We start from the raw sequence: 17,508 nt of genomic DNA, 5'->3' as shown, positions 1-17,508 counted from the left end.
GTTGTGGCTTCAGCAAGTAAAGCCCCTGCACAGCCTACACAGCTAGGTGCGTTCACCGCCCGTCTTTTTGACCGAGTAAAACCGATCTGGGAGCGCACCCATCAGCACCCGTTCGTCACTGGACTGGGTGACGGGACGCTTCCGGTCGAGACGTTCGCCTTCTATATGAAGCAAGACTATGTGTTCCTGATCGACTATGCCAAGCTTTTCGCCATCGCCAGCACCAAAGCGTACGATCTCGACACCAGCGCCAAGTTCGCCGCCCTGCAGGAAGCGACGCTCAACTCCGAGATGGCCCTGCACCGTGCGTATGCGGAGCGCTTCGGCATTTCCCGCGAGGAGCTGGAGGCGACAGAGTCGTCTTTTGTCATGCTGGCTTATACCAGCTACATGCTCAAGGTGGCACACCAAGGCTCACTGGCTGAGCTGGTCAGTGCCCTGCTTCCATGCATGTGGAGCTACTGGGAGATCGGCAAACGCCTCGCAGAGATCCCCGGAGCCACCGCTCACGAGCTGTACGGCGACTGGGTGAGCACTTACAGCGGAGACGAATTCGGAGAGTTGGCCCAATGGCTGATCGGTGTCATGGATGATCTCGCCGATGGCAAAAACGAGCGGGAACTGGCACGCTTCGAAGAGCATTTCCTGACCACCTCCAAAATGGAGGTTCTCTTCTGGGAGATGGCATATCGGAAGGAACTGTGGCCGGCATGTCAAAGCTAGTTTTTTCGCAAGTGGACTTTTCCTACGGAGAGCAGCGGATTCTACAGGATTTTCACCTGACGATCCGCCAGGGCGAGTTCGTCAGCATCATCGGCCCGAGTGGTGTGGGAAAAAGCACGCTGTTCCAGCTCGCTTCGGGCTTGCTGGAACCAACAGGCGGCACGATATCGCTGGACGGTGACGCCGTGAAGCCAAGGCTTGGACGGGTCGGCTATATGCCGCAAAAAGACCTGCTCATGCCATGGCGCACCGTCGCAGAGAATGCTGCACTGCCGCTGGAGATCCAAGGCGTACCGAAAAAAGCAGCGCTAGCCCGCGTGCGGGAGGAACTGCCCCGTTTTGGCCTTGCCGCGTATGCAGACGCCACCATCGACAAGCTCTCAGGCGGGATGAGGCAGCGTGTCTCTCTGTTGCGTGCCATACTGACGGGGGCAGACCTTCTATTATTAGATGAACCATTCAGCGCACTGGACGGCATCACGCGCATGGAAATGCAGGAATGGCTGTTAGACCTGTGGCAAAAGCTCGGGAAGACCGTCATCCTGATCACCCATGATCTGGACGAAGCGGCGCTGTTGGCTGACCGAGTCCTTGTCTTGCAAAGGATGCCGATCCAACAGCCGGTCGAGATTCCAGTCCCGTTTCCACATCCGCGCAGTGCCGCGTTGCGGTATGAGCCGTCATTTACCGTGATTCGGGAACAGATGTGGAAGCTGTTAAAAGAACGAGAGCAGGGGACAGCGGTTTTGTACGGTGTCTCCGACCAGCAGCCAGCCGGATGGAAAGCAGGTGGGACAGCATGAGTGCCATACCTCATCCAGAGTCCCGCTCCAAAGCACTCTGGTTCACCGCTTCGATCATCGCCTTTTTCCTCATCTGGGAGCTGGTCTGCCGCCTGTTCGCCGTCCCGCCGTTCATCCTGCCGCCGCCGTCCGCCGCTTTTCTTGCCATGTGGACCGAGCGCGAGCTGCTTTTCGGCAAGCACCTCTGGGTGACGACGAGCGAAGTCATCCTCGGACTCACCGCCTCGATCATCTGCGGTGTCGCTGTCGCATTGGCGATGAGTGTCAGCAGACCGATCGAGCGGCTGTTTTACCCGTACGTCGTCATCTCGCAGACAATTCCTTACATGGCCTTATCCCCGATTTTTATCTATTGGTTCGGCTACAGTCTCACCGGAAAAATCGCGATTACGATCCTGTTTATCTTTTTCCCGATCGTCGTCAACACCTTCGACGGTCTGCGTGCTGCCGATTCCGAGATGATCAACCTGCTGCGCACGATGGGGGCAACGCGACGCCAGATTTTTCTCAAGGCACAGATTCCCGCCGCCCTCCCGTCTTTTTTCAGCGGCCTAAAAGTAGCGGCCACCTACAGCGTATCAGGCGCGATCATCGGGGAGTGGCTTGGGGCGAGTGCGGGGCTTGGCTATTTTGCCCGCCGTGCTTCGGGTTACTTCCGGGCGGACACGATGTTTGCCACGATCCTGCTCTTGGTCTTTATGGGCGTCGCCCTGTTTATGCTGACCAGCTGGCTGGAGCGCCGGTTTACCTATCAGCGCAGCACGAAACCATAGCAAAAAAGGAGAACACAACCTCATGAAACCTACATGGAAACGCCTCAGCAACATCCTCCTGACCTCAACGCTGGCCCTCGGCTTGACGGCTTGCGGTGCAGGCACCAGCACGACCAGCACAGGAACGCCGGAACAAGGCTCTGCTGCTGAGCCTGCCGCATCCAGCCAGACACCGACCGAGCTGACCGTCGCCCTCGACTGGTATCCGAACGCGGTTCACTCTTTCCTCTATGCCGCCGAGGAGCAGGGCTATTTTAAAGAAGAGAATCTCAAAGTCAACCTGCAGATGCCATCTGACGCCAATGACCCGCTGAAGATGGTCGCAGCCGGACAGGTAGACCTCGCCATCAGCTACCAGACGACCATGGTGCAAGCTCGCTCTGAAAGTGTGCCGGTTGTCTCGATTGCCGCACTCGTCCGCGAACCGCTCAACATCATCATGACCCGCGAAGACAGCGGTCTCACCTCACCCAAACAGCTCGAAGGCAAAAACATCGGCTACCCATCCGTACCAATCGACGAGCAAAAGGTACGCGAAGTCGTCAAAGCAGACGGCGGTGACGCGGGCAAGCTGACTTTTACCGATATCGGATTTGACATCGTACCTGCGCTCACCGGTAAAAAGGTAGACGCTGTCGTAGGCGGCTACATCAACCACGAGAAGCTGATTTTGGAGAAGAACGGTATCCCTGTGAACGTGTTTAAGCCAAGTGATTTTGGCGTACCGAACTACTATGAGCTCGTCCTCGCGACCAGCGATGCGACTCTGGAGAAAAAGAAAGACGCTCTGCAAGCCTTCGTCCGTGCCGCAGCCAAAGGCCAGGACTATGTAGAACAGAACAAAGAAGCAGCCCTCAAAAGTCTGCTTGACAAGCAATCCAGCGAATTCCCGCTCGAAGCCGACATCGAAAAGCAGAGCCTGGACATCCTGATTCCGTTGATGGATGCGGGGGATAAGGCGTTTGGCTATCAGAAGAAGGAAGATTGGGAACAGCTGATCAAGTGGATGAAAGAGAAGCAGCTGATCGGCAAGGATGTAGTGGTGGATGAGGTAATGAAGAACGTTGTAGAGTAATTCATCCAAAAAAGGGTTCAAGGCGGAGCTCCCGGCTGTTGTCAGGTCAGGGAGCTTTGCTTTTTTGTTCCAATCAGGGCACACCGATTTGCCAAACCCCTCCAAACTGATTACTATAGATGAGGGGGTGACAGGAGTTGAAAAATCGCATCTACAAAATCGGCTACGAACGGGTCAGCAAGCGGGAACTATTGGAACGACTCGGACTAACCGACTGTTATCTCGCCGAACATCGATCTATCCAAGAACCGGACGATCAGGGGCAAGAAGACCTGCCGCCGGAAAAAGAACGGCACTCCATCCTGGTACGCCATCAGCAGCGTCCCAGCGAATGGATTACCTTTTCAGGTACTTATCAGATCATCCGCCGCGAACCGATTCCGTGGTTGGATTCGCCGATTGACTATCATTTGTTTGGCAACGAATTGATTCTGGGCAACTACCGCAGGGAAAAGGCACCGCAAGCCCGCATTCCGGCCCGCACGAAGCTTGAGATCAGCGCGATTCGTCAGGATACCGTGTTCGTGATCGTACCAGGGCACCCGTCGCGCCGCTATGAGATGTCATTGACACATGCGAGATTTGCGAGGGATTTTCCTACCGAATTGGAGCTGAAGCTGCAGTACTACGCCTTTCCGCCCCGTCCCGATATTCTAGTGGACTGGCTGCTCAAGGAAGGGCGCAAGCGCGGCGTGATCAACCGGCCCAATGGGGAGCGGATCGAGCGCACCGCCTTTCAGGTGTGGGACAAGCTGCGTACGGACTACGGGATCAGTGTCAGTGCCGCTATCCTTGCGATCAAACAAGCCTTGATTGTACTCGATCGGGCCGGATTGGAGACGGAATTTCCTTATCCATTCGAGGATGGTTCTGATCTGTCCAACTCGACGGCGGCTGAGTGGGAGAACTTCTACTCGTATTCCACTGTCAGGGCGGCGATTGCGGCTGTGTCCGCACTCTTGACCAACGATCCGCGGGACAAGTTGCAGGATTTTATGCTAATGGATATTATGTTAGAGCAGCAGACCAACCGAAAACGGGACTAGATGAAGACGGACAGTGCTTTGCCTATGTTGCGGAGCACTATTTTTTACCTAATTTCTTGCTCAATCAACTTTTATTGCACAAAATTATGATCATTCATGTTATTATGAAACTAATGTATAGTAAACGCTTTCATTACTGAATTATTGACTATGGGAGGCCATGTAAGATGCAAAACGTTGAATCCGAATTTTCTCTTGTAAGGGTACCTGTTCATCTCCATCAATTCGTTGTTGACCAGGATTACGGTAAATATACGGCGATTGACCAAGCTGTTTGGCGCTATGTCATGCGTCAAAATTACAACTTCCTCGGCAAGCGGGCGCACGAAGCGTACGTTGGCGGTCTTCGCGCATCCGGCATTGGCGTTGAAAAAATCCCAAACGTTGCTGAGGACATGAGTAAAGCACTGGCGCAAATCGGTTGGGGCGCAGTCACCATCGACGGCTTCATTCCGGCTGTTGCCTTTTTTGACTTCCAGGCGCACGGCATCCTGCCGATCGCTTGCGATATCCGTACGTATGATCATATTGCCTATACTCCGGCACCAGATATCATCCACGAGGCGGCAGGTCATGCGCCGATCATTCTGGATGAAAAATACCGTGAATACCTGAAAATCTTCGGTGATATCGGCTCCAAAGCGGTCTCATCCCGCCAAGATTATGAATTATATGAAGCGATTCGTCTTTTGTCCATCGTCAAAGAAGATCCGAATGCGACCGAAGAAGAGATCAAGGCAGCCGAGGAGAATCTCGATGCCAAATCCAAGGCCGTAACAGAGATTTCCGAAGCAACCGAGCTGTCCCGCCTCTACTGGTGGACGGTTGAATACGGCCTCATCGGTGACGTCGACAATCCACAGATCTACGGCGCGGGCCTGCTTTCTTCTGTAGGGGAGAGCATGAACTGCCTCAAGCCAGAGGTGAAAAAGATCCCGTTCTCCCTCGAAGCCTGCATCTCCACCGACTTTGACATCACCAAGCAACAGCCACAATTGTTCGTCTGCCGTGATTTTGACCAGCTGATCGAAGCGGTGCAAGAGTACGCGAAGCGCATGGCGATCAATATCGGCGGCACAGAAAGCCTGATCAAAGCGCTCAACATGGGTCAAACCTCCACCACCGTCTACAGCTCCGGCCTGCAAGTGAGCGGCATGGTGACTAGACTGGTATATGATGATAACAACGAAGCCATCTACCTCAACACGACCGGTCCGACTGCATTGGCAATCAACAACCAAGAGTTGCCGGGTCACGGAAAAACGTACCACCACGAAGGCTTCGGCTCTCCTATCGGTCTGCTCCAAGGTGAGTCCACACCGCTTGAGCTGATGAATGACGAGCAATTGGCGGCACTGGGTCTGGTCGTGGATCAAGAGACGACCCTTACCTTTGCATCTGGCGTCGTTGTGACCGGGAAAGTCGCGTATATCCACCGGGAAAATGATAAGATCGTACTGATCGGTTTCGACAACTGCACCGTGACCCGTGGTGATCAGAGCCTGTTCCAGGCAGAGTGGGGCACCTATGATATGGCAGTAGGGGAGAAGGTCGTGTCCGTCTTCGCGGGTGCGGCTGACCGTGAGCACTTCGAGAGCGGAACCCACAATCCATCTGACACGAAGACCAAGCGCCCAACCTACAGCCCGCAAATGATCAAGCTGCAGGGACTGTATCAGACTGTACGCGACCTGCGTGAACAGGCAGTCAAAGGCGAAGAACTCCAGACCAAGCTGACCGAGGTTCTGGCCACACTGGATGCGGAGTACCAAAACGACTGGCTCCTGCGCCTTGAGATCCTGGAGCTGTTCATCACGAACCAGCTGCTTGCTGACAAGCAAACAGAGCTGCGCAGCACCCTGCAGACTCTTGCTTCTCAACAAGATGATAACCGTGAATTAATTTTGAATGGACTGGGTCTACTTGACCAAGTATCTGCATAGAATAGATACCAGATAATCCCACAAAGACGTGCATCCTGCCAAAAGCGGATGTACGTCTTTTCTTACGTTTTTACACTTTGGTCACAAATGAGGTTTTATTGTCCCATTGTTATCCCTTACAATAGGAAAAGCACGTATGATACGCAAACCTTGCAACACCAGATTGGAGGACATTATGGCTACGAATATTAACGTCTGGCTGGCTTTGGCCGCGGGCTTTCTCTCTTTTATCTCACCTTGCTGTCTGCCGCTCTACCCGTCGTTTCTCTCCTATATCACAGGGGTTACCGTAGACGAGGTACGCAAGGGCAAAACCGTTTTTCAGCGTCAAGCGTTGCTTCATACGCTTTTTTTCATTCTGGGCTTCTCGCTCATCTTCATCGCGCTTGGGGTCTCTACATCATGGCTGGGCCACTTCTTCGTCGAGAAAAAAGACCTGATCCGTCAGCTGGGGGGCATCCTGCTCGTCGTGATTGGTCTGGTGATCACCGGCGTTTTTCAGATGGACTGGCTGCAACGCACTTGGAAAATTGATTTAAAAAGCCGTCCGCTTGGTTATACTGGTTCTGTATTGGTAGGGATGACGTATGCAGCGGGCTGGACTCCGTGCGTGGGGCCGATTCTGTCTGCGATCATCGTGCTTGGCGTCAGCAACCCGGATCAGGCGCTGATCTATACCCTCGCCTATACGTTCGGATTTGCCGTACCATTCTTCATCATGACCTTCTTCATCAGTAAAATCGGCTGGATCATGAAATACTCCGAGCGCCTGATGAAAATCGGCGGAGCGATCATGATTCTGTTCGGGATTCTGGTGTACACCGACCAGCTCAGCTGGATCAGTATCTATCTCAACAACTTGTTTAACTACACCGGCTTCTAATTCATCCTGATGGAAAAAGGAGAGTGTCCATGAAAAACGCCATACTTGCCCTTTTTGTACTCGCTATGGTAGGATTCACGGTTTACTCCAATATGAGCAAGCAGCAGGCCGCAGATGCCCAGCAGGTGGAAGCACCGGGCGTATACGCAGGGCAAGAGAGTGTGCAGGTCGTCGATGGCTCCAATCAAGTGGATGGTGTGACGACCGAACAGGTATCTGGCGAGAGTTCCGGCGACAGTGCAGCGGGTATGGCAGGCATCGCCGCAAAAGCAGACCCAACCAAGCCATTAGCTGAAGTGGGCCACTATGCACCATCATTTTCCCTCCACGGTGCCGATCAAAAAATCTACGAATTCAAAGGCAAACGCGACAAACCACTCGTAGTCAACTTCTGGGCGTCTTGGTGCGGCCCTTGTGAAGAGGAAGCACCGGAGCTGCAAAAAGCCTACGAGCAATATAAGGACAAAGTAGACATCTGGGCGGTCAATCTGCTTGCCAGCGACGACATGGACGCGGTAGGCGGCTTCGTGCAAAAACACGGGATGACCATGCCGATCCTGTTTGACAGCAACTCCGATGTAGCCGACCAATACCGCATCCTTGCGATCCCGACCACGTTTTTTATTGATAAAAACGGTGTGATCCGCCACAAGCTGATGGGCGGTGCAGATGCGAAGGCATTTGGGGAGATGTTCGAGAAGCTGTTGGAGGAGTAGTAGGAGTAGACGAAATAAGCCGATCAACCGTGCACGAAAGCAATGCGGTTCATCGGCTTTTTCTTTAGGTTATATCAGTCCCTTACCCTCGCATAAATCCACCTTCCGAATGAATCACCTGTCCGGTAATCCACTCTGCTTCCTCACTCGCCAAAAAAGCAATCAGCCTCGCCATATCACGCGGCTCACCGACACGGCCAAACGGGAAGCGGGGGAGAAGCTCCTGTTTTAACTCTTCGGTCATCCAGCCCGTATCGGTTGGTCCTGGATTCACCGCATTAACCGTAATCCCTTTTGGCGCAACCTCAGCAGCCAGTGACATCGTCATCCCCTCGACAGCCGCTTTGGTAGCCACATACGCCAGCTCTCCCAGCATGGGTCCCTGAGACTGCCCAGAGGTCAGGTTGATAATCCGACCGCCTCTGCCCAGTTCAAACCGACGGGCAAACTCTACACTTAACAGCGCCGTAGCCCGCAAATTGATGGCATAGTGGGCATCCAGCAGAGTCGCATCCATTTGGTCATAGTCATGATTGACCGAGTGACAAGCATTGTTAACAAGGATCGAAGGCTTACCCAATTGACGCTCCACGGCATCGAGCACCTGCACGTAAGCATCCGGTTGGGACAGATCCAACTCCAGCCGCCCGCAGCGGACACCCATCTGCTCCAGCTCGTGTTGCAGTTGGACGGCCTCCTCCTGATTGGCCCCCCATGGCATCGTCGCATCATAAGGCGAGTAATAGGTGAAAAAGATGTCAGCCCCCTGTGCAGCGAGCATCCGGCAGATGGCTGTTCCGATGCCTTTTGCCCGGCTTGCCCCGGTAACGACAGCGATGCGACCGGAGAGGGAGAGATTCATAGGTTGGTTCATGGATAGATCAGCTCCTATTGAATAATGTGAGGGATTACGCAGGTAACGTGAAACAATGCAAAAAAACACAGGCGGATCGTCCATGCCTGTGCTTCGTATGTCCGGGATGTTGAGGAGTATGGTTTGCGGAAAGGTTGATACCTGGACGGGCGAGAGGCGCAGACTGCCAAAGCCTCCTTGTGGTGAATCCCAGCTGTATCGCATCTGTCAGATTAGATTAACCAATCCATTTTCCATTCGTGTATCGGATTCATGTTCATTGCGTCTTGAGACGAACCAGACAGTCCACCCCCACTGTCACGTCCCGGACATAACTTCATAGCATAGCTGAAGTCACTGCACGAACCAACCAAAAAAGACACACGTATCCCAACATCTCCGCACGAAGCAGAGGCACTTGTTACATATACGTTTCCGTACGGTACAAGCGGTTAGGAATACATGTGTCCATCACTCTCCAATCAAAACCATATTCTGTTATTATAGGGGATGTACGCTAATCCGCGCAAGCGAGGGATAGGGGGTAGTGCAGACAATCTGCACTCTACTTTTCTTGGGCACGAGTCAATAGCAGATCTACCTCTTTAGGCCGGCGACCGGAACCCGTCGGAGAGGGGGAGGATCCTGCACCAGAGATGGCCTGCCCAGATGTAGCGGAAGATATTGAGCCAGAAGCCATAGAGCCTGAAACTCCTGTAGATGCCGATCCCTTTGTATCCTCCGAACCTTTCCTCCGCGTCTGTATACCGGAATTGGAACGTTCATCAGCCCGACCCGCAGACCCAGCTTCAGAACCTCCAGACTTATTGCTCTTGGATGACTTCCCTGCACTGGAGCTTCCCGACCCATGATCGCCACCTGTGCGTGTCTTTTTGTCCGAGCCAGCGGTATTACCAGTACCAGACTTGCTTCCTGAACTCCCGCCAGACCCCTTGCTCTTCGCTTGGGATCTGCGTTTCCGTCCTTTTTTCCCTTGTCCTGCATCCTTCAAAAAATAAAGCGACCCCAGTATGAGTACCAAGGCGCCGGTTTGACTGTATCGTGTCACTTCTTTCGAAAATGCTTCACTCACAACAACGATCTGCAACAGAGCGGCGCAGAGGATTAAGATTTTACCGATTGGAACCAGATTCATGTGAACAATCGCCCCACCTTACTTCTAACTTATATACGTTCTTCCTTATGTACTTACACGTAAGGTGGGAGATGTCCTCTTTTCCTAAACAAATTTCAACCTGATTACGAACGTGTCAGCGTATAATGCCCGCGGTCTGTTTCCAGATGAATCTCGTTGGCCCCGATTGTCGTACTCTTTACCTGATTCACCGCGATCTCATAACGGTCGTAGGGGAGGGGAGCCGTACTCGCATTGTCGGTTGTAATCGTCCCCGTGCCTTGCAGCTGAATGGAGAGAGAGGATACATAATCATCGATCGAACGGGCACGATCATGGATGATGGACTGCTGTAGGTTGATCGTGACACGGTCGCGGTCATTCACCTCATCCTTTTCAATCAGCACTTGGGAGCCTTCCCACTGAGTCAGCGTTTGTTGCAGTTGTTCGATTTGATTGGCTTGGTATGCATTCATCGTCACATTTCACCTCTTCTCTTACTGTTTCCCAGAGTGTATAGACTCCATGCATCCATAATAGGAAGACATCTGACAAAAAAAGGAGGAAAGACCTCATGCGGATCGGTATCGTTGCGGACACTCACATGCCGCGTGCCGCCAAACAACTGCCCCAAGCCCTGCGTGACGGCCTTGCCGGAGTAGACCTGATTCTGCACGCCGGTGATTTCGTTACATTTGATGTGGTCGAGGCACTCCAACAGATCGCCCCGCTCCACGGCGTATATGGCAACAACGATGGCCCTGACATGCAAGCCCGTTTTCCCGCCAGCCAATTGCTAACCCTGAAAGGCTTTCACATCGGTCTCGTCCACGGACACCTCGGCAAAAAGAAATCGACTCCCGAGCGAGCCATTGAAGCCTTTGTGACAGGCTTGGGCACGGCAGACCAGACAACGGGTGATGGAGACAAGCCAGCCGTAAAGCCTGACGTCATCATTTTCGGTCATTCGCACATTCCTTATCAGGAAGAGCATCACGGTATCCTGCTGTTCAACCCAGGCTCTCCCACCGATAAACGCCGCCAGCCGCAATTCTCATATGGGATCATGGAACTGGGTGATACGATCAAGCTTCAGCACATCTTTTATCCTGACAAGCATTAAGATAAGAATGTTACTGCTCCCATGTCCATATGATATAGCTATCAATGGATAAAAGGAGTGCTTTTTAATGCCCAAAATCGAAGTCCCAGGCAAAGGAACATTCGAAGTAGCCTCTGGCACCAAACTGGTTCTCGCACTAGAAGACAACGGTGTTGACATCCTGCACCGCTGCGGTGGCGTAGCCAAATGCACCACTTGCCGTGTCGAAGTAATCTCTGGCTACCCTGGTGTCGTCAACGAACTGGAGCAGACCGCCCGCCAAGCCAAAGGCGTCACCGACGAACACATCCGTCTTTCCTGTCAATGCTTTGTCCATGACGATCTGGTGATCAAGCCCCTCATGACCGTCAGCGAATCTGGCATGGAGGCGGGGCCGAGACCGGCGGAGAATTAGGTTGCCTCTCCGGAGGAGAGCAAGAGAGCGAGAGATAACTGTTTTCCAGTCGCCTTTCCCTCACTTCGTTCAGCCGGTCTCCTTACAAACAGTTATCTCTCACTCTCTTGCTCCTTGGAGCGGCACTTTCTCCGCCGCTCTCGGGTTTTGAAGGTTTTTTCTTTCCTTTCTCACGAAAGGATGGTGCTACCCGGACCGAGAGCGAGAAGATGACCTGTTTGTAAGGAGACCGGCTGAACGCCAGTGAGGGAAAGGCGACTGGAAAACAGGTCATCTTCTCGCTCTGCGCCGCCCACACACCACCCTTTACACCACATCCATTTTTGTTTATGATTTAGAATATTCCAACAAAAAGAGGTGAGAGGATGGCACAGGAGCAGCTTTCGTTTATGGAGCGTTACAAGCGTGATCACCAGCATCCGGTCAACAAGGCGACACACGCGATTGGAATTCCGATGATCGTCGTTTCCATTCCGCTGTTCTTCTGGTCGTGGTTCTGGGCGCTCGTCCTGTTTGTCGTTGGCTGGATCTTTCAATTCGTGGGCCATTATTTCGAAGGCAATCCGCCCTCCTTTTTAAAAAATCCGATTTTCCTACTCATCGGGCCGTTGTGGATCTTGCGCCGACTGTACAACGCCGTCACAGGCAAAACAACATCGACGTGATGCTTTCTTACCTGACGAACAGAATACGCTGGCAGAGAACAGAACGAGTGACATTAAGGTCGCTCGTTCTGTTTTTGTTTATTTTGTCGTAACGTTAATTAGTTTAAAAAAATAAGTTAGATTTATTAAAAAATATGTTGTCAAAAATAATATATATGCCTATAATAAAAATCAATCAATCAGAAATATTTAAAAAGATCAGCAGATTCAAAAACATCAGTAGATTCAGACTATTTATCTAGGGGGACACATCAATGAAAATGAACAAAAAAGCAGCTCTTACTCTCTCCGTAGTACTTGGCGCAACAGGCGTACTCAGCGCAGCACCAGCTTTCGCAAAAGAAAACGGTGGCCTGAACTCTCAATATGTAGGTGAATCTTTCCAAGCAACAGGTTCTGCTGAAGATACCGTGTTTGCTTTCCTCGATTCCCAAAAAGATAAATTCAAATTCTCCGGCAAAGCAAAAGACAGCTTCCAAATCACCAAAAAGACAGACGATAAAGCAACTGGCACCACCCACTTCCGTCTGCAAGCAACTTACAACGGCGTTCCTGTATACGGTGCAACCCAAACCGTACACTTGGACCAAGCAGGCAACGTAAAAGCGTTCCTCGGTGAAGTGGTAGCTGACCTCGATACCAAAGCAAACCTGAAAAAAGCAGCAAAAATCAAGAAAAACGAAGCAGTTGACATCGCAGTCGCTGACGTAGAAGCTAACGTTGGCAAAATCAGCGATCTCCAAGGCAAACAAGAGGCGCAACTCGTCATCTTCACACAAGACGGCGAAGCTAACCTTGCTTATAAAACCGAAATCAGCTTCCTCTCTCCAGAAGCAGGCCGTTGGGAGTATGTAATTGATGCTGTAACAGGCGAGGTACTTAACAAATTCAACAAAATCGAACACGTAACAGGTCATGGCGTTGACATGAACGGCGTTGACCAAACATTCGAAACTACTTACCAAAACGGTACTTACTACCTGAAGGACACAACTCGCGGTCAAGGCATCGAAACCTACAACGCAGCGAACCGTCAAAAGCTTCCTGGTACACTTATGACTGATGCTGACAACGTATGGACCGATAAAGCAGCAGTAAGCGCACACAAAAACGCTTCCCTGACGTATGACTACTACCTCAACGTACATGGCCGCAACAGCTACGACGGCAATGGCGGTAAACTGACCTCTACCGTACACTATGGCCGCGCTTATAACAACGCATTCTGGAACGGTACTCAAATGGTATACGGTGATGGCGACGGCACTACCTTCATCCCACTCTCCGGCGCTCTTGACGTAGTAGCACATGAGCTGACTCACGCGGTAACAGACACTTCCGCTGACCTCATCTACCAAAACGAATCCGGTGCACTCAACGAGTCCATGTCCGATATCTTCGGTAACCTCGTAGAAGGCAAAAACTGGGAAGTAGGCGAAGACATCTACACGCCTGGCACTGCTGGTGACGCTCTGCGTTCCATGTCCAACCCAGCTCTCTACGGCGACCCAGACCACTACAGCAAACGTTACACCGGTACACAAGACAACGGTGGCGTACACATCAACTCTGGGATCAACAACAAAGCTGCATACCTTCTCTCTGAAGGCGGCACGTTCTATGGCGTAACCGTTAACGGTGTGGGCCGTGAAGCAACCGGTAAAATCTACTACCGCGCTCTGACCCTCTACCTGACTGCTTCCTCCAACTATGCGAACATGCGTCAAGCAGCAATCCAAGCGGCTACTGACCTCTACGGCGCCACCTCCACTCAAGTGGCAGCTGTTAAAGCAGCTTACTCCGCTGTAGGTGTTAACTAATCTAGTAATCAGCAACACTTTTTCGACAAACACAAAGCCGATATTTCCTACGATGGGGAATATCGGCTTTTTCTCATTTAACTTCAAACCCATTGAACTTTCTTTACTGCGAACATTCCGAAATGCTATAATTCCATACAACCTACATAACTAGAGAAAAAAGGCAAAAGGGGGAGTCAGCAAAATGAAGATCCCAATGATTCTGCACGGTCTGACGATCAGTGCCGTACTTTTCAGTGCCGGATGTTCCACACCAGAAGCCGGACAGAGTCAGCCGTCCAACCAAGAAAACACATCTGCACCAGCGCCAGCCACAGGCGAAGGAAGCACCTCCCACGCTATACCAGCCTACCAGCCAAAGGATCAAAAGCCGCTGCAACCCGCCACTTATCTCGCCGACGTCGAGATTAAGCCATCTGAGATGAGAGTCGACGGAAGTCTCACCGCCAGATTTGCCCCGCAGGACGACAAGGCGTATTTTCATTTTTACCCCAATGAATTCCGTGCCGACAAAAAGAAAAGCCATGAAACACCCGAATGGGAATGGATCTTCGGCTCAGGGGACGGTCATACCGAAGAGGTAGCGGTCAAAAAAGTAACAGTGGCGGGCAAGCCAGTCCCGTTCACCCTCCAAGACACGATCCTCGCAGTACCGCTGCCCGACCCGAACGCCAAAGAAGCAGAGGTGCGGATCGAATTCGGCATGACCCTGCCGATGAACGAAGGCCGAATGTCAGGCGATGCAGACATGCTCTGGCTGGGCAACTGGCTGCCGATCCTAGCCGTAAAAGACGAGACAGGCTGGAATCTGGACCCATACCTGCCGATCGGCGACCCGTTCTACAGTGAGACGGCTAATTATGAGGTCAAAGCCCGTATTCCGCATGACTACCAGATCGCTTCGAGCGGTGATGATGCCCGCGCCGAGAAAAAGGAATTGCCCGCGACCAAACAGCTGGAGTACACGATTAAGGCGCCCAATATGCGCGATTTTGCCATGATCGTGATGAACGACACCTTTGAGCCAGTTACGACTCCGGTCGGCAATACCATCGTCCGTACCTGGGTGAAACGATCAGACGACCGCGAGACCCTGAAAAAAGTGCATGATACCGCAGTTCGTTCGTTTGAGTATTTTAGCAAAGCATATGGGACCTATCCGTATCGCGAATACGATGTAGTCAAAACAGGCATGAACGCAGGTGGCATGGAGTATCCCGGAGTGGTTTATTTTGACTCCACGCTGTTTGACTCGTTCCAGCCATTTACCGTCGAATCGATTGCCCACGAGACCGCCCACCAATGGTTCTATGGTCTGATCGGCAATGATGAGGTGGATGAGCCATGGGTAGACGAGAGCCTGACCACATACGTCACTATGTCATTTCTCGACAGCTACGAGGGTGGAGCATACCGTGCCCGCAATGAAAGCCGCCTTACATCCGGCAAAAATCCACAGCGCAAGTGGAATATCTGGAGCGAATCGCTCAGTGATTTTCCCGATATGACCACCTATGGCCAAAATGTCTACTCCAGAGGGGCCACGATGCTTTGGGAGCTGCGTACAGCATGGGGCGAAGAAAAGGTGAACCGTGTGCTCAAAGCCTATTTTGACCGGCACAAATACCGCATTGCCACCGGAGTAGAGGTCGTGCAGGCTTTTACCGAAGCGACAGGTGCTGACTCCCGTGCGTTCTTTGAATACTGGCTGCTCCATGACACTTCCAAGCAGGCCGAAGCGCAGAGATGGGTAGATTTGGGTAAGCAATAAAGCTATAATTTGCTTGATAACAAGATACGGAAGGGGATTACCCACATGAGCAAAAACCTTGCAGAAAAACTGGGCCAAGGCATCACACCAAAGCAATTCATCGACGGCATGGAAAAGAACAAAGAAGCCTTTCTCAACTGGTACGAAAGCTTCACATGGGACAGCGAAGAGACCCGTGCATTTTTTACTGGTCTTACGTCCCGTGATGACCTGCGCTGCCTGATCCTGATGGCGGACTGGTGTGGTGACGTGGTGCGCAATGTGCCTGTCCTGTTCCGCGTTCTGGATGAAACAGGGATTCCGACCGAAGTGCTGGTGATGGAGCAGCATCTAGAGACGATGGATCAGTTCCTCACGATGGGTGGACGCGCGATCCCAATCGCCATCTTCACCAATGCAGAAGGCGAAGTACTCGCACAATGGGGCCCGCGCCCGGCGCATGTCCAAGCGGTGATGATCGCCTTCAAACAAGAAAACCCTGACCGCAACGCACCAGACTACAACGACAAGATCCAAGTAGCCCGCAGCGAAATGCTGGCCAAATACGGCGAGACCAACGCCCAGCATGTCATCACCGAAGAGCTGCGCGGGGTGCTCAGCGCTCTCTAGGCTGTATACCTTTCACCGAAGGACTCCCAAGCCATTCTGACCCAACCACCACCTGACAAGGAGTTGTCCCCACCCACCATGAGACCACTGCAAATCTCACCCGATACAGCCGTCAAATTGTCCCAGCAGCTGGGCGTTCCCCTCGAACAGCTCATGCACATGCCACCACACATTTTGATGAAAAAGATGGCCGAACTCGCTGCGAAAGAAAAATCAGAAAACGAGCAAAAAGAGTAGGCAAATGCCGCAACGAAATCTCCTTTCCCACGTCTAATGTATGGAGAGCATGTACTAGGGAAAGGGGAGTAGGCCATGGAGTTTCTCAAAATCGCAGCGTTTCTTCTGTTCTGCCTCGCCGTGTTCGTCGGCAATCCACAGAATAGGGTGAGCAAGGCAGAGACCATGCCGAACCCGGTCAAGGAAAAAGGCACAGAATCCACCGAAGAGACAGCTGTTTTCGTACAAAAATGAAGCAGATCCGTGATGAACCGATTCATTCACTGATCTGCTTTTTGCTTTTTATTCTTGAATGTTTATTCACGAAATCTTCCCATCAAGATGGTGTCATAGTAGTTCCCGTCAGAGAGGATTTTATCTTTTTTCAATCTTCCTTCGATTTCAAAGCCAAGCTTCTGATAGAGGGCAATCGCTTTTTCGTTCGTTTCTAACACATTCAGCGTCATTTTTTGGATCCCGGTGGAGTCAGCCCACGCGATCGATTCTTGTAATAGATGCTTGCCGATGCCGTATCCCCAGAACTTTTGTAAGACACCCACGCCGAATTCGGTTTTATGAGCGGATCGCTTCAAATAAGTCCCCGCACATCTGGAAAAGGCGACGATCCGATCACCTGCGGCCGCCACTAAAAATAGGTTTCTACTGCTTTCTGTATCAGTGCGGATCAATTGTGCAAAGCCTGCTGCATCAATGAACGCTTCGCCCGGTTCCCTGTCTAAATTCTCGGTCTCTCCGTCAATCTGTAACCGTAAGGCAGACAATGCTTCTGCATCTGCTTCGACGGCAGAGCGGATGATATAATCCAATCCATTTACGTGGTATTCTTGTTGGTCAATGATCATGACAGGCTCCCATTCTATTTTTTCTTCATTATAGAACGATGGTTTGCTTGAATTCAATTATTTCCCTGATGAGACGAATGGATAGGGCTGTTTATAC

General features: G+C 51.9%; 19 protein-coding genes. 16 read left to right on the top strand and 3 right to left on the bottom strand.

From position 1 onward, the window contains the following. Positions 1 to 3: 3 nt before the first annotated feature. The 8 genes from tenA to FGI41_RS04415 all read left to right on the top strand — a co-directional run bounded on the left by tenA (position 4) and on the right by FGI41_RS04415 (position 7,962). Positions 4 to 723 carry a thiaminase II gene (tenA, locus tag FGI41_RS04450; RefSeq protein ID WP_139489055.1) on the top strand — a complete coding sequence of 240 codons (720 nt, stop codon included), beginning with the start codon at positions 4 to 6 and terminating at the stop codon, positions 721 to 723. Then, complete coding sequence (locus FGI41_RS04445; RefSeq protein ID WP_139488729.1) at positions 711 to 1,526, top strand: ABC transporter ATP-binding protein; 816 nt, start codon at positions 711 to 713, stop codon at positions 1,524 to 1,526. Before tenA ends, FGI41_RS04445 begins: the two co-directional genes overlap by 13 nt. Then, positions 1,523 to 2,299 (top strand): ABC transporter permease, encoded by a 777-nt coding sequence (locus FGI41_RS04440; protein ID WP_139488728.1) that lies wholly within the window; start codon positions 1,523 to 1,525, stop codon positions 2,297 to 2,299. Before FGI41_RS04445 ends, FGI41_RS04440 begins: the two co-directional genes overlap by 4 nt. Before the next feature lie 22 nt (positions 2,300 to 2,321). Further along, on the top strand, positions 2,322 to 3,374 hold the full coding sequence (locus FGI41_RS04435) for an ABC transporter substrate-binding protein (RefSeq protein ID WP_139488727.1): 1,053 nt from the start codon (positions 2,322 to 2,324) through the stop codon (positions 3,372 to 3,374). Between the two features lie 137 nt (positions 3,375 to 3,511). Further along, a complete protein-coding gene (locus FGI41_RS04430; RefSeq protein WP_139488726.1) occupies positions 3,512 to 4,420 on the top strand; it encodes a hypothetical protein in 909 nt (302 codons plus the stop codon). Positions 4,421 to 4,587: 167 nt separating this feature from the next. Next, positions 4,588 to 6,363, top strand: coding sequence for an aromatic amino acid hydroxylase (locus FGI41_RS04425; RefSeq protein ID WP_139488725.1), 1,776 nt, complete (start codon positions 4,588 to 4,590; stop codon positions 6,361 to 6,363). 175 nt (positions 6,364 to 6,538) lie between these two features. Then, on the top strand, positions 6,539 to 7,246 hold the full coding sequence (locus FGI41_RS04420) for a cytochrome c biogenesis CcdA family protein (protein WP_139488724.1): 708 nt from the start codon (positions 6,539 to 6,541) through the stop codon (positions 7,244 to 7,246). A 29-nt stretch (positions 7,247 to 7,275) separates the two neighbouring features. Then, positions 7,276 to 7,962, top strand: a complete 687-nt coding sequence (locus FGI41_RS04415) for a TlpA family protein disulfide reductase (protein WP_139488723.1) — start codon at positions 7,276 to 7,278, stop codon at positions 7,960 to 7,962. A gap of 82 nt (positions 7,963 to 8,044) precedes the next feature. Here FGI41_RS04415 and FGI41_RS04410 read toward each other — a convergent pair whose 3' ends face one another. Continuing rightward, on the bottom strand, positions 8,045 to 8,824 hold the full coding sequence (locus tag FGI41_RS04410) for an SDR family oxidoreductase (RefSeq protein ID WP_139489054.1): 780 nt from the start codon (positions 8,822 to 8,824) through the stop codon (positions 8,045 to 8,047). A gap of 1,251 nt (positions 8,825 to 10,075) precedes the next feature. Continuing rightward, positions 10,076 to 10,426, bottom strand: coding sequence for a protein YmzB (ymzB, locus tag FGI41_RS04405; RefSeq protein ID WP_139488722.1), 351 nt, complete (start codon positions 10,424 to 10,426; stop codon positions 10,076 to 10,078). 98 nt (positions 10,427 to 10,524) lie between these two features. On the opposite strand from ymzB, the gene FGI41_RS04400 reads away from it, so the two are divergent. The 8 genes from FGI41_RS04400 (at position 10,525) to FGI41_RS24745 (ending at position 16,803) form a co-directional block, all read left to right on the top strand. Then, positions 10,525 to 11,073 (top strand): metallophosphoesterase family protein, encoded by a 549-nt coding sequence (locus FGI41_RS04400; protein WP_139488721.1) that lies wholly within the window; start codon positions 10,525 to 10,527, stop codon positions 11,071 to 11,073. Positions 11,074 to 11,140: 67 nt separating this feature from the next. Continuing rightward, positions 11,141 to 11,467, top strand: a complete 327-nt coding sequence (locus FGI41_RS04395) for a 2Fe-2S iron-sulfur cluster-binding protein (RefSeq protein WP_139488720.1) — start codon at positions 11,141 to 11,143, stop codon at positions 11,465 to 11,467. 365 nt (positions 11,468 to 11,832) lie between these two features. Beyond that, positions 11,833 to 12,132: an Mpo1-like protein gene (locus FGI41_RS04390; protein WP_139488719.1), complete on the top strand. Its 300-nt coding sequence runs from the start codon at positions 11,833 to 11,835 to the stop codon at positions 12,130 to 12,132. A gap of 260 nt (positions 12,133 to 12,392) precedes the next feature. Continuing rightward, the gene (locus FGI41_RS04385) at positions 12,393 to 13,952 is read left to right on the top strand and encodes a M4 family metallopeptidase (RefSeq protein ID WP_176560142.1); all 1,560 of its coding nucleotides are present in this window, start codon (positions 12,393 to 12,395) and stop codon (positions 13,950 to 13,952) included. Between the two features lie 184 nt (positions 13,953 to 14,136). Then, the gene (locus FGI41_RS04380) at positions 14,137 to 15,723 is read left to right on the top strand and encodes a M1 family metallopeptidase (protein ID WP_139488717.1); all 1,587 of its coding nucleotides are present in this window, start codon (positions 14,137 to 14,139) and stop codon (positions 15,721 to 15,723) included. Between the two features lie 45 nt (positions 15,724 to 15,768). Next, positions 15,769 to 16,332, top strand: a complete 564-nt coding sequence (locus FGI41_RS04375; RefSeq protein ID WP_139488716.1) for a thioredoxin family protein — start codon at positions 15,769 to 15,771, stop codon at positions 16,330 to 16,332. A 78-nt stretch (positions 16,333 to 16,410) separates the two neighbouring features. Then, the gene (locus FGI41_RS04370) at positions 16,411 to 16,569 is read left to right on the top strand and encodes a YycC family protein (RefSeq protein WP_139488715.1); all 159 of its coding nucleotides are present in this window, start codon (positions 16,411 to 16,413) and stop codon (positions 16,567 to 16,569) included. A 75-nt stretch (positions 16,570 to 16,644) separates the two neighbouring features. Further along, on the top strand, positions 16,645 to 16,803 hold the full coding sequence (locus FGI41_RS24745) for a hypothetical protein (RefSeq protein ID WP_176560119.1): 159 nt from the start codon (positions 16,645 to 16,647) through the stop codon (positions 16,801 to 16,803). 62 nt (positions 16,804 to 16,865) lie between these two features. On the opposite strand, the gene FGI41_RS04365 is transcribed toward FGI41_RS24745, so the two are convergent. Then, positions 16,866 to 17,411, bottom strand: a complete 546-nt coding sequence (locus FGI41_RS04365) for a GNAT family N-acetyltransferase (RefSeq protein ID WP_139488714.1) — start codon at positions 17,409 to 17,411, stop codon at positions 16,866 to 16,868. Between the last annotated feature and the right edge of the window lie 97 nt (positions 17,412 to 17,508).

Origin of the sequence: Brevibacillus dissolubilis (assembly GCF_006170445.1) — a bacterium.
Taxonomy (GTDB): domain Bacteria; phylum Bacillota; class Bacilli; order Brevibacillales; family Brevibacillaceae; genus Brevibacillus_B; species Brevibacillus_B dissolubilis.
Note: the sequence above shows the minus strand (reverse complement) of the source record. Positions and strands in the feature narration are given on the sequence as shown.

Coding starts and splice junctions, on each gene's coding strand:
- FGI41_RS04445 (WP_139488729.1), top strand. CDS start 711: ATGTCAAAGCTAGTTTTTTCGCAAGTGGACTTTTCCTACGGAGAGCAG.
- FGI41_RS04440 (WP_139488728.1), top strand. CDS start 1,523: ATGAGTGCCATACCTCATCCAGAGTCCCGCTCCAAAGCACTCTGGTTC.
- FGI41_RS04435 (WP_139488727.1), top strand. CDS start 2,322: ATGAAACCTACATGGAAACGCCTCAGCAACATCCTCCTGACCTCAACG.
- FGI41_RS04425 (WP_139488725.1), top strand. CDS start 4,588: ATGCAAAACGTTGAATCCGAATTTTCTCTTGTAAGGGTACCTGTTCAT.
- FGI41_RS04420 (WP_139488724.1), top strand. CDS start 6,539: ATGGCTACGAATATTAACGTCTGGCTGGCTTTGGCCGCGGGCTTTCTC.
- FGI41_RS04415 (WP_139488723.1), top strand. CDS start 7,276: ATGAAAAACGCCATACTTGCCCTTTTTGTACTCGCTATGGTAGGATTC.
- FGI41_RS04410 (WP_139489054.1), bottom strand. CDS start 8,824: ATGAATCTCTCCCTCTCCGGTCGCATCGCTGTCGTTACCGGGGCAAGC.
- ymzB (WP_139488722.1), bottom strand. CDS start 10,426: ATGAATGCATACCAAGCCAATCAAATCGAACAACTGCAACAAACGCTG.
- FGI41_RS04400 (WP_139488721.1), top strand. CDS start 10,525: ATGCGGATCGGTATCGTTGCGGACACTCACATGCCGCGTGCCGCCAAA.
- FGI41_RS04395 (WP_139488720.1), top strand. CDS start 11,141: ATGCCCAAAATCGAAGTCCCAGGCAAAGGAACATTCGAAGTAGCCTCT.
- FGI41_RS04390 (WP_139488719.1), top strand. CDS start 11,833: ATGGCACAGGAGCAGCTTTCGTTTATGGAGCGTTACAAGCGTGATCAC.
- FGI41_RS04385 (WP_176560142.1), top strand. CDS start 12,393: ATGAACAAAAAAGCAGCTCTTACTCTCTCCGTAGTACTTGGCGCAACA.
- FGI41_RS04380 (WP_139488717.1), top strand. CDS start 14,137: ATGAAGATCCCAATGATTCTGCACGGTCTGACGATCAGTGCCGTACTT.
- FGI41_RS04375 (WP_139488716.1), top strand. CDS start 15,769: ATGAGCAAAAACCTTGCAGAAAAACTGGGCCAAGGCATCACACCAAAG.
- FGI41_RS04370 (WP_139488715.1), top strand. CDS start 16,411: ATGAGACCACTGCAAATCTCACCCGATACAGCCGTCAAATTGTCCCAG.
- FGI41_RS24745 (WP_176560119.1), top strand. CDS start 16,645: ATGGAGTTTCTCAAAATCGCAGCGTTTCTTCTGTTCTGCCTCGCCGTG.
- FGI41_RS04365 (WP_139488714.1), bottom strand. CDS start 17,411: ATGATCATTGACCAACAAGAATACCACGTAAATGGATTGGATTATATC.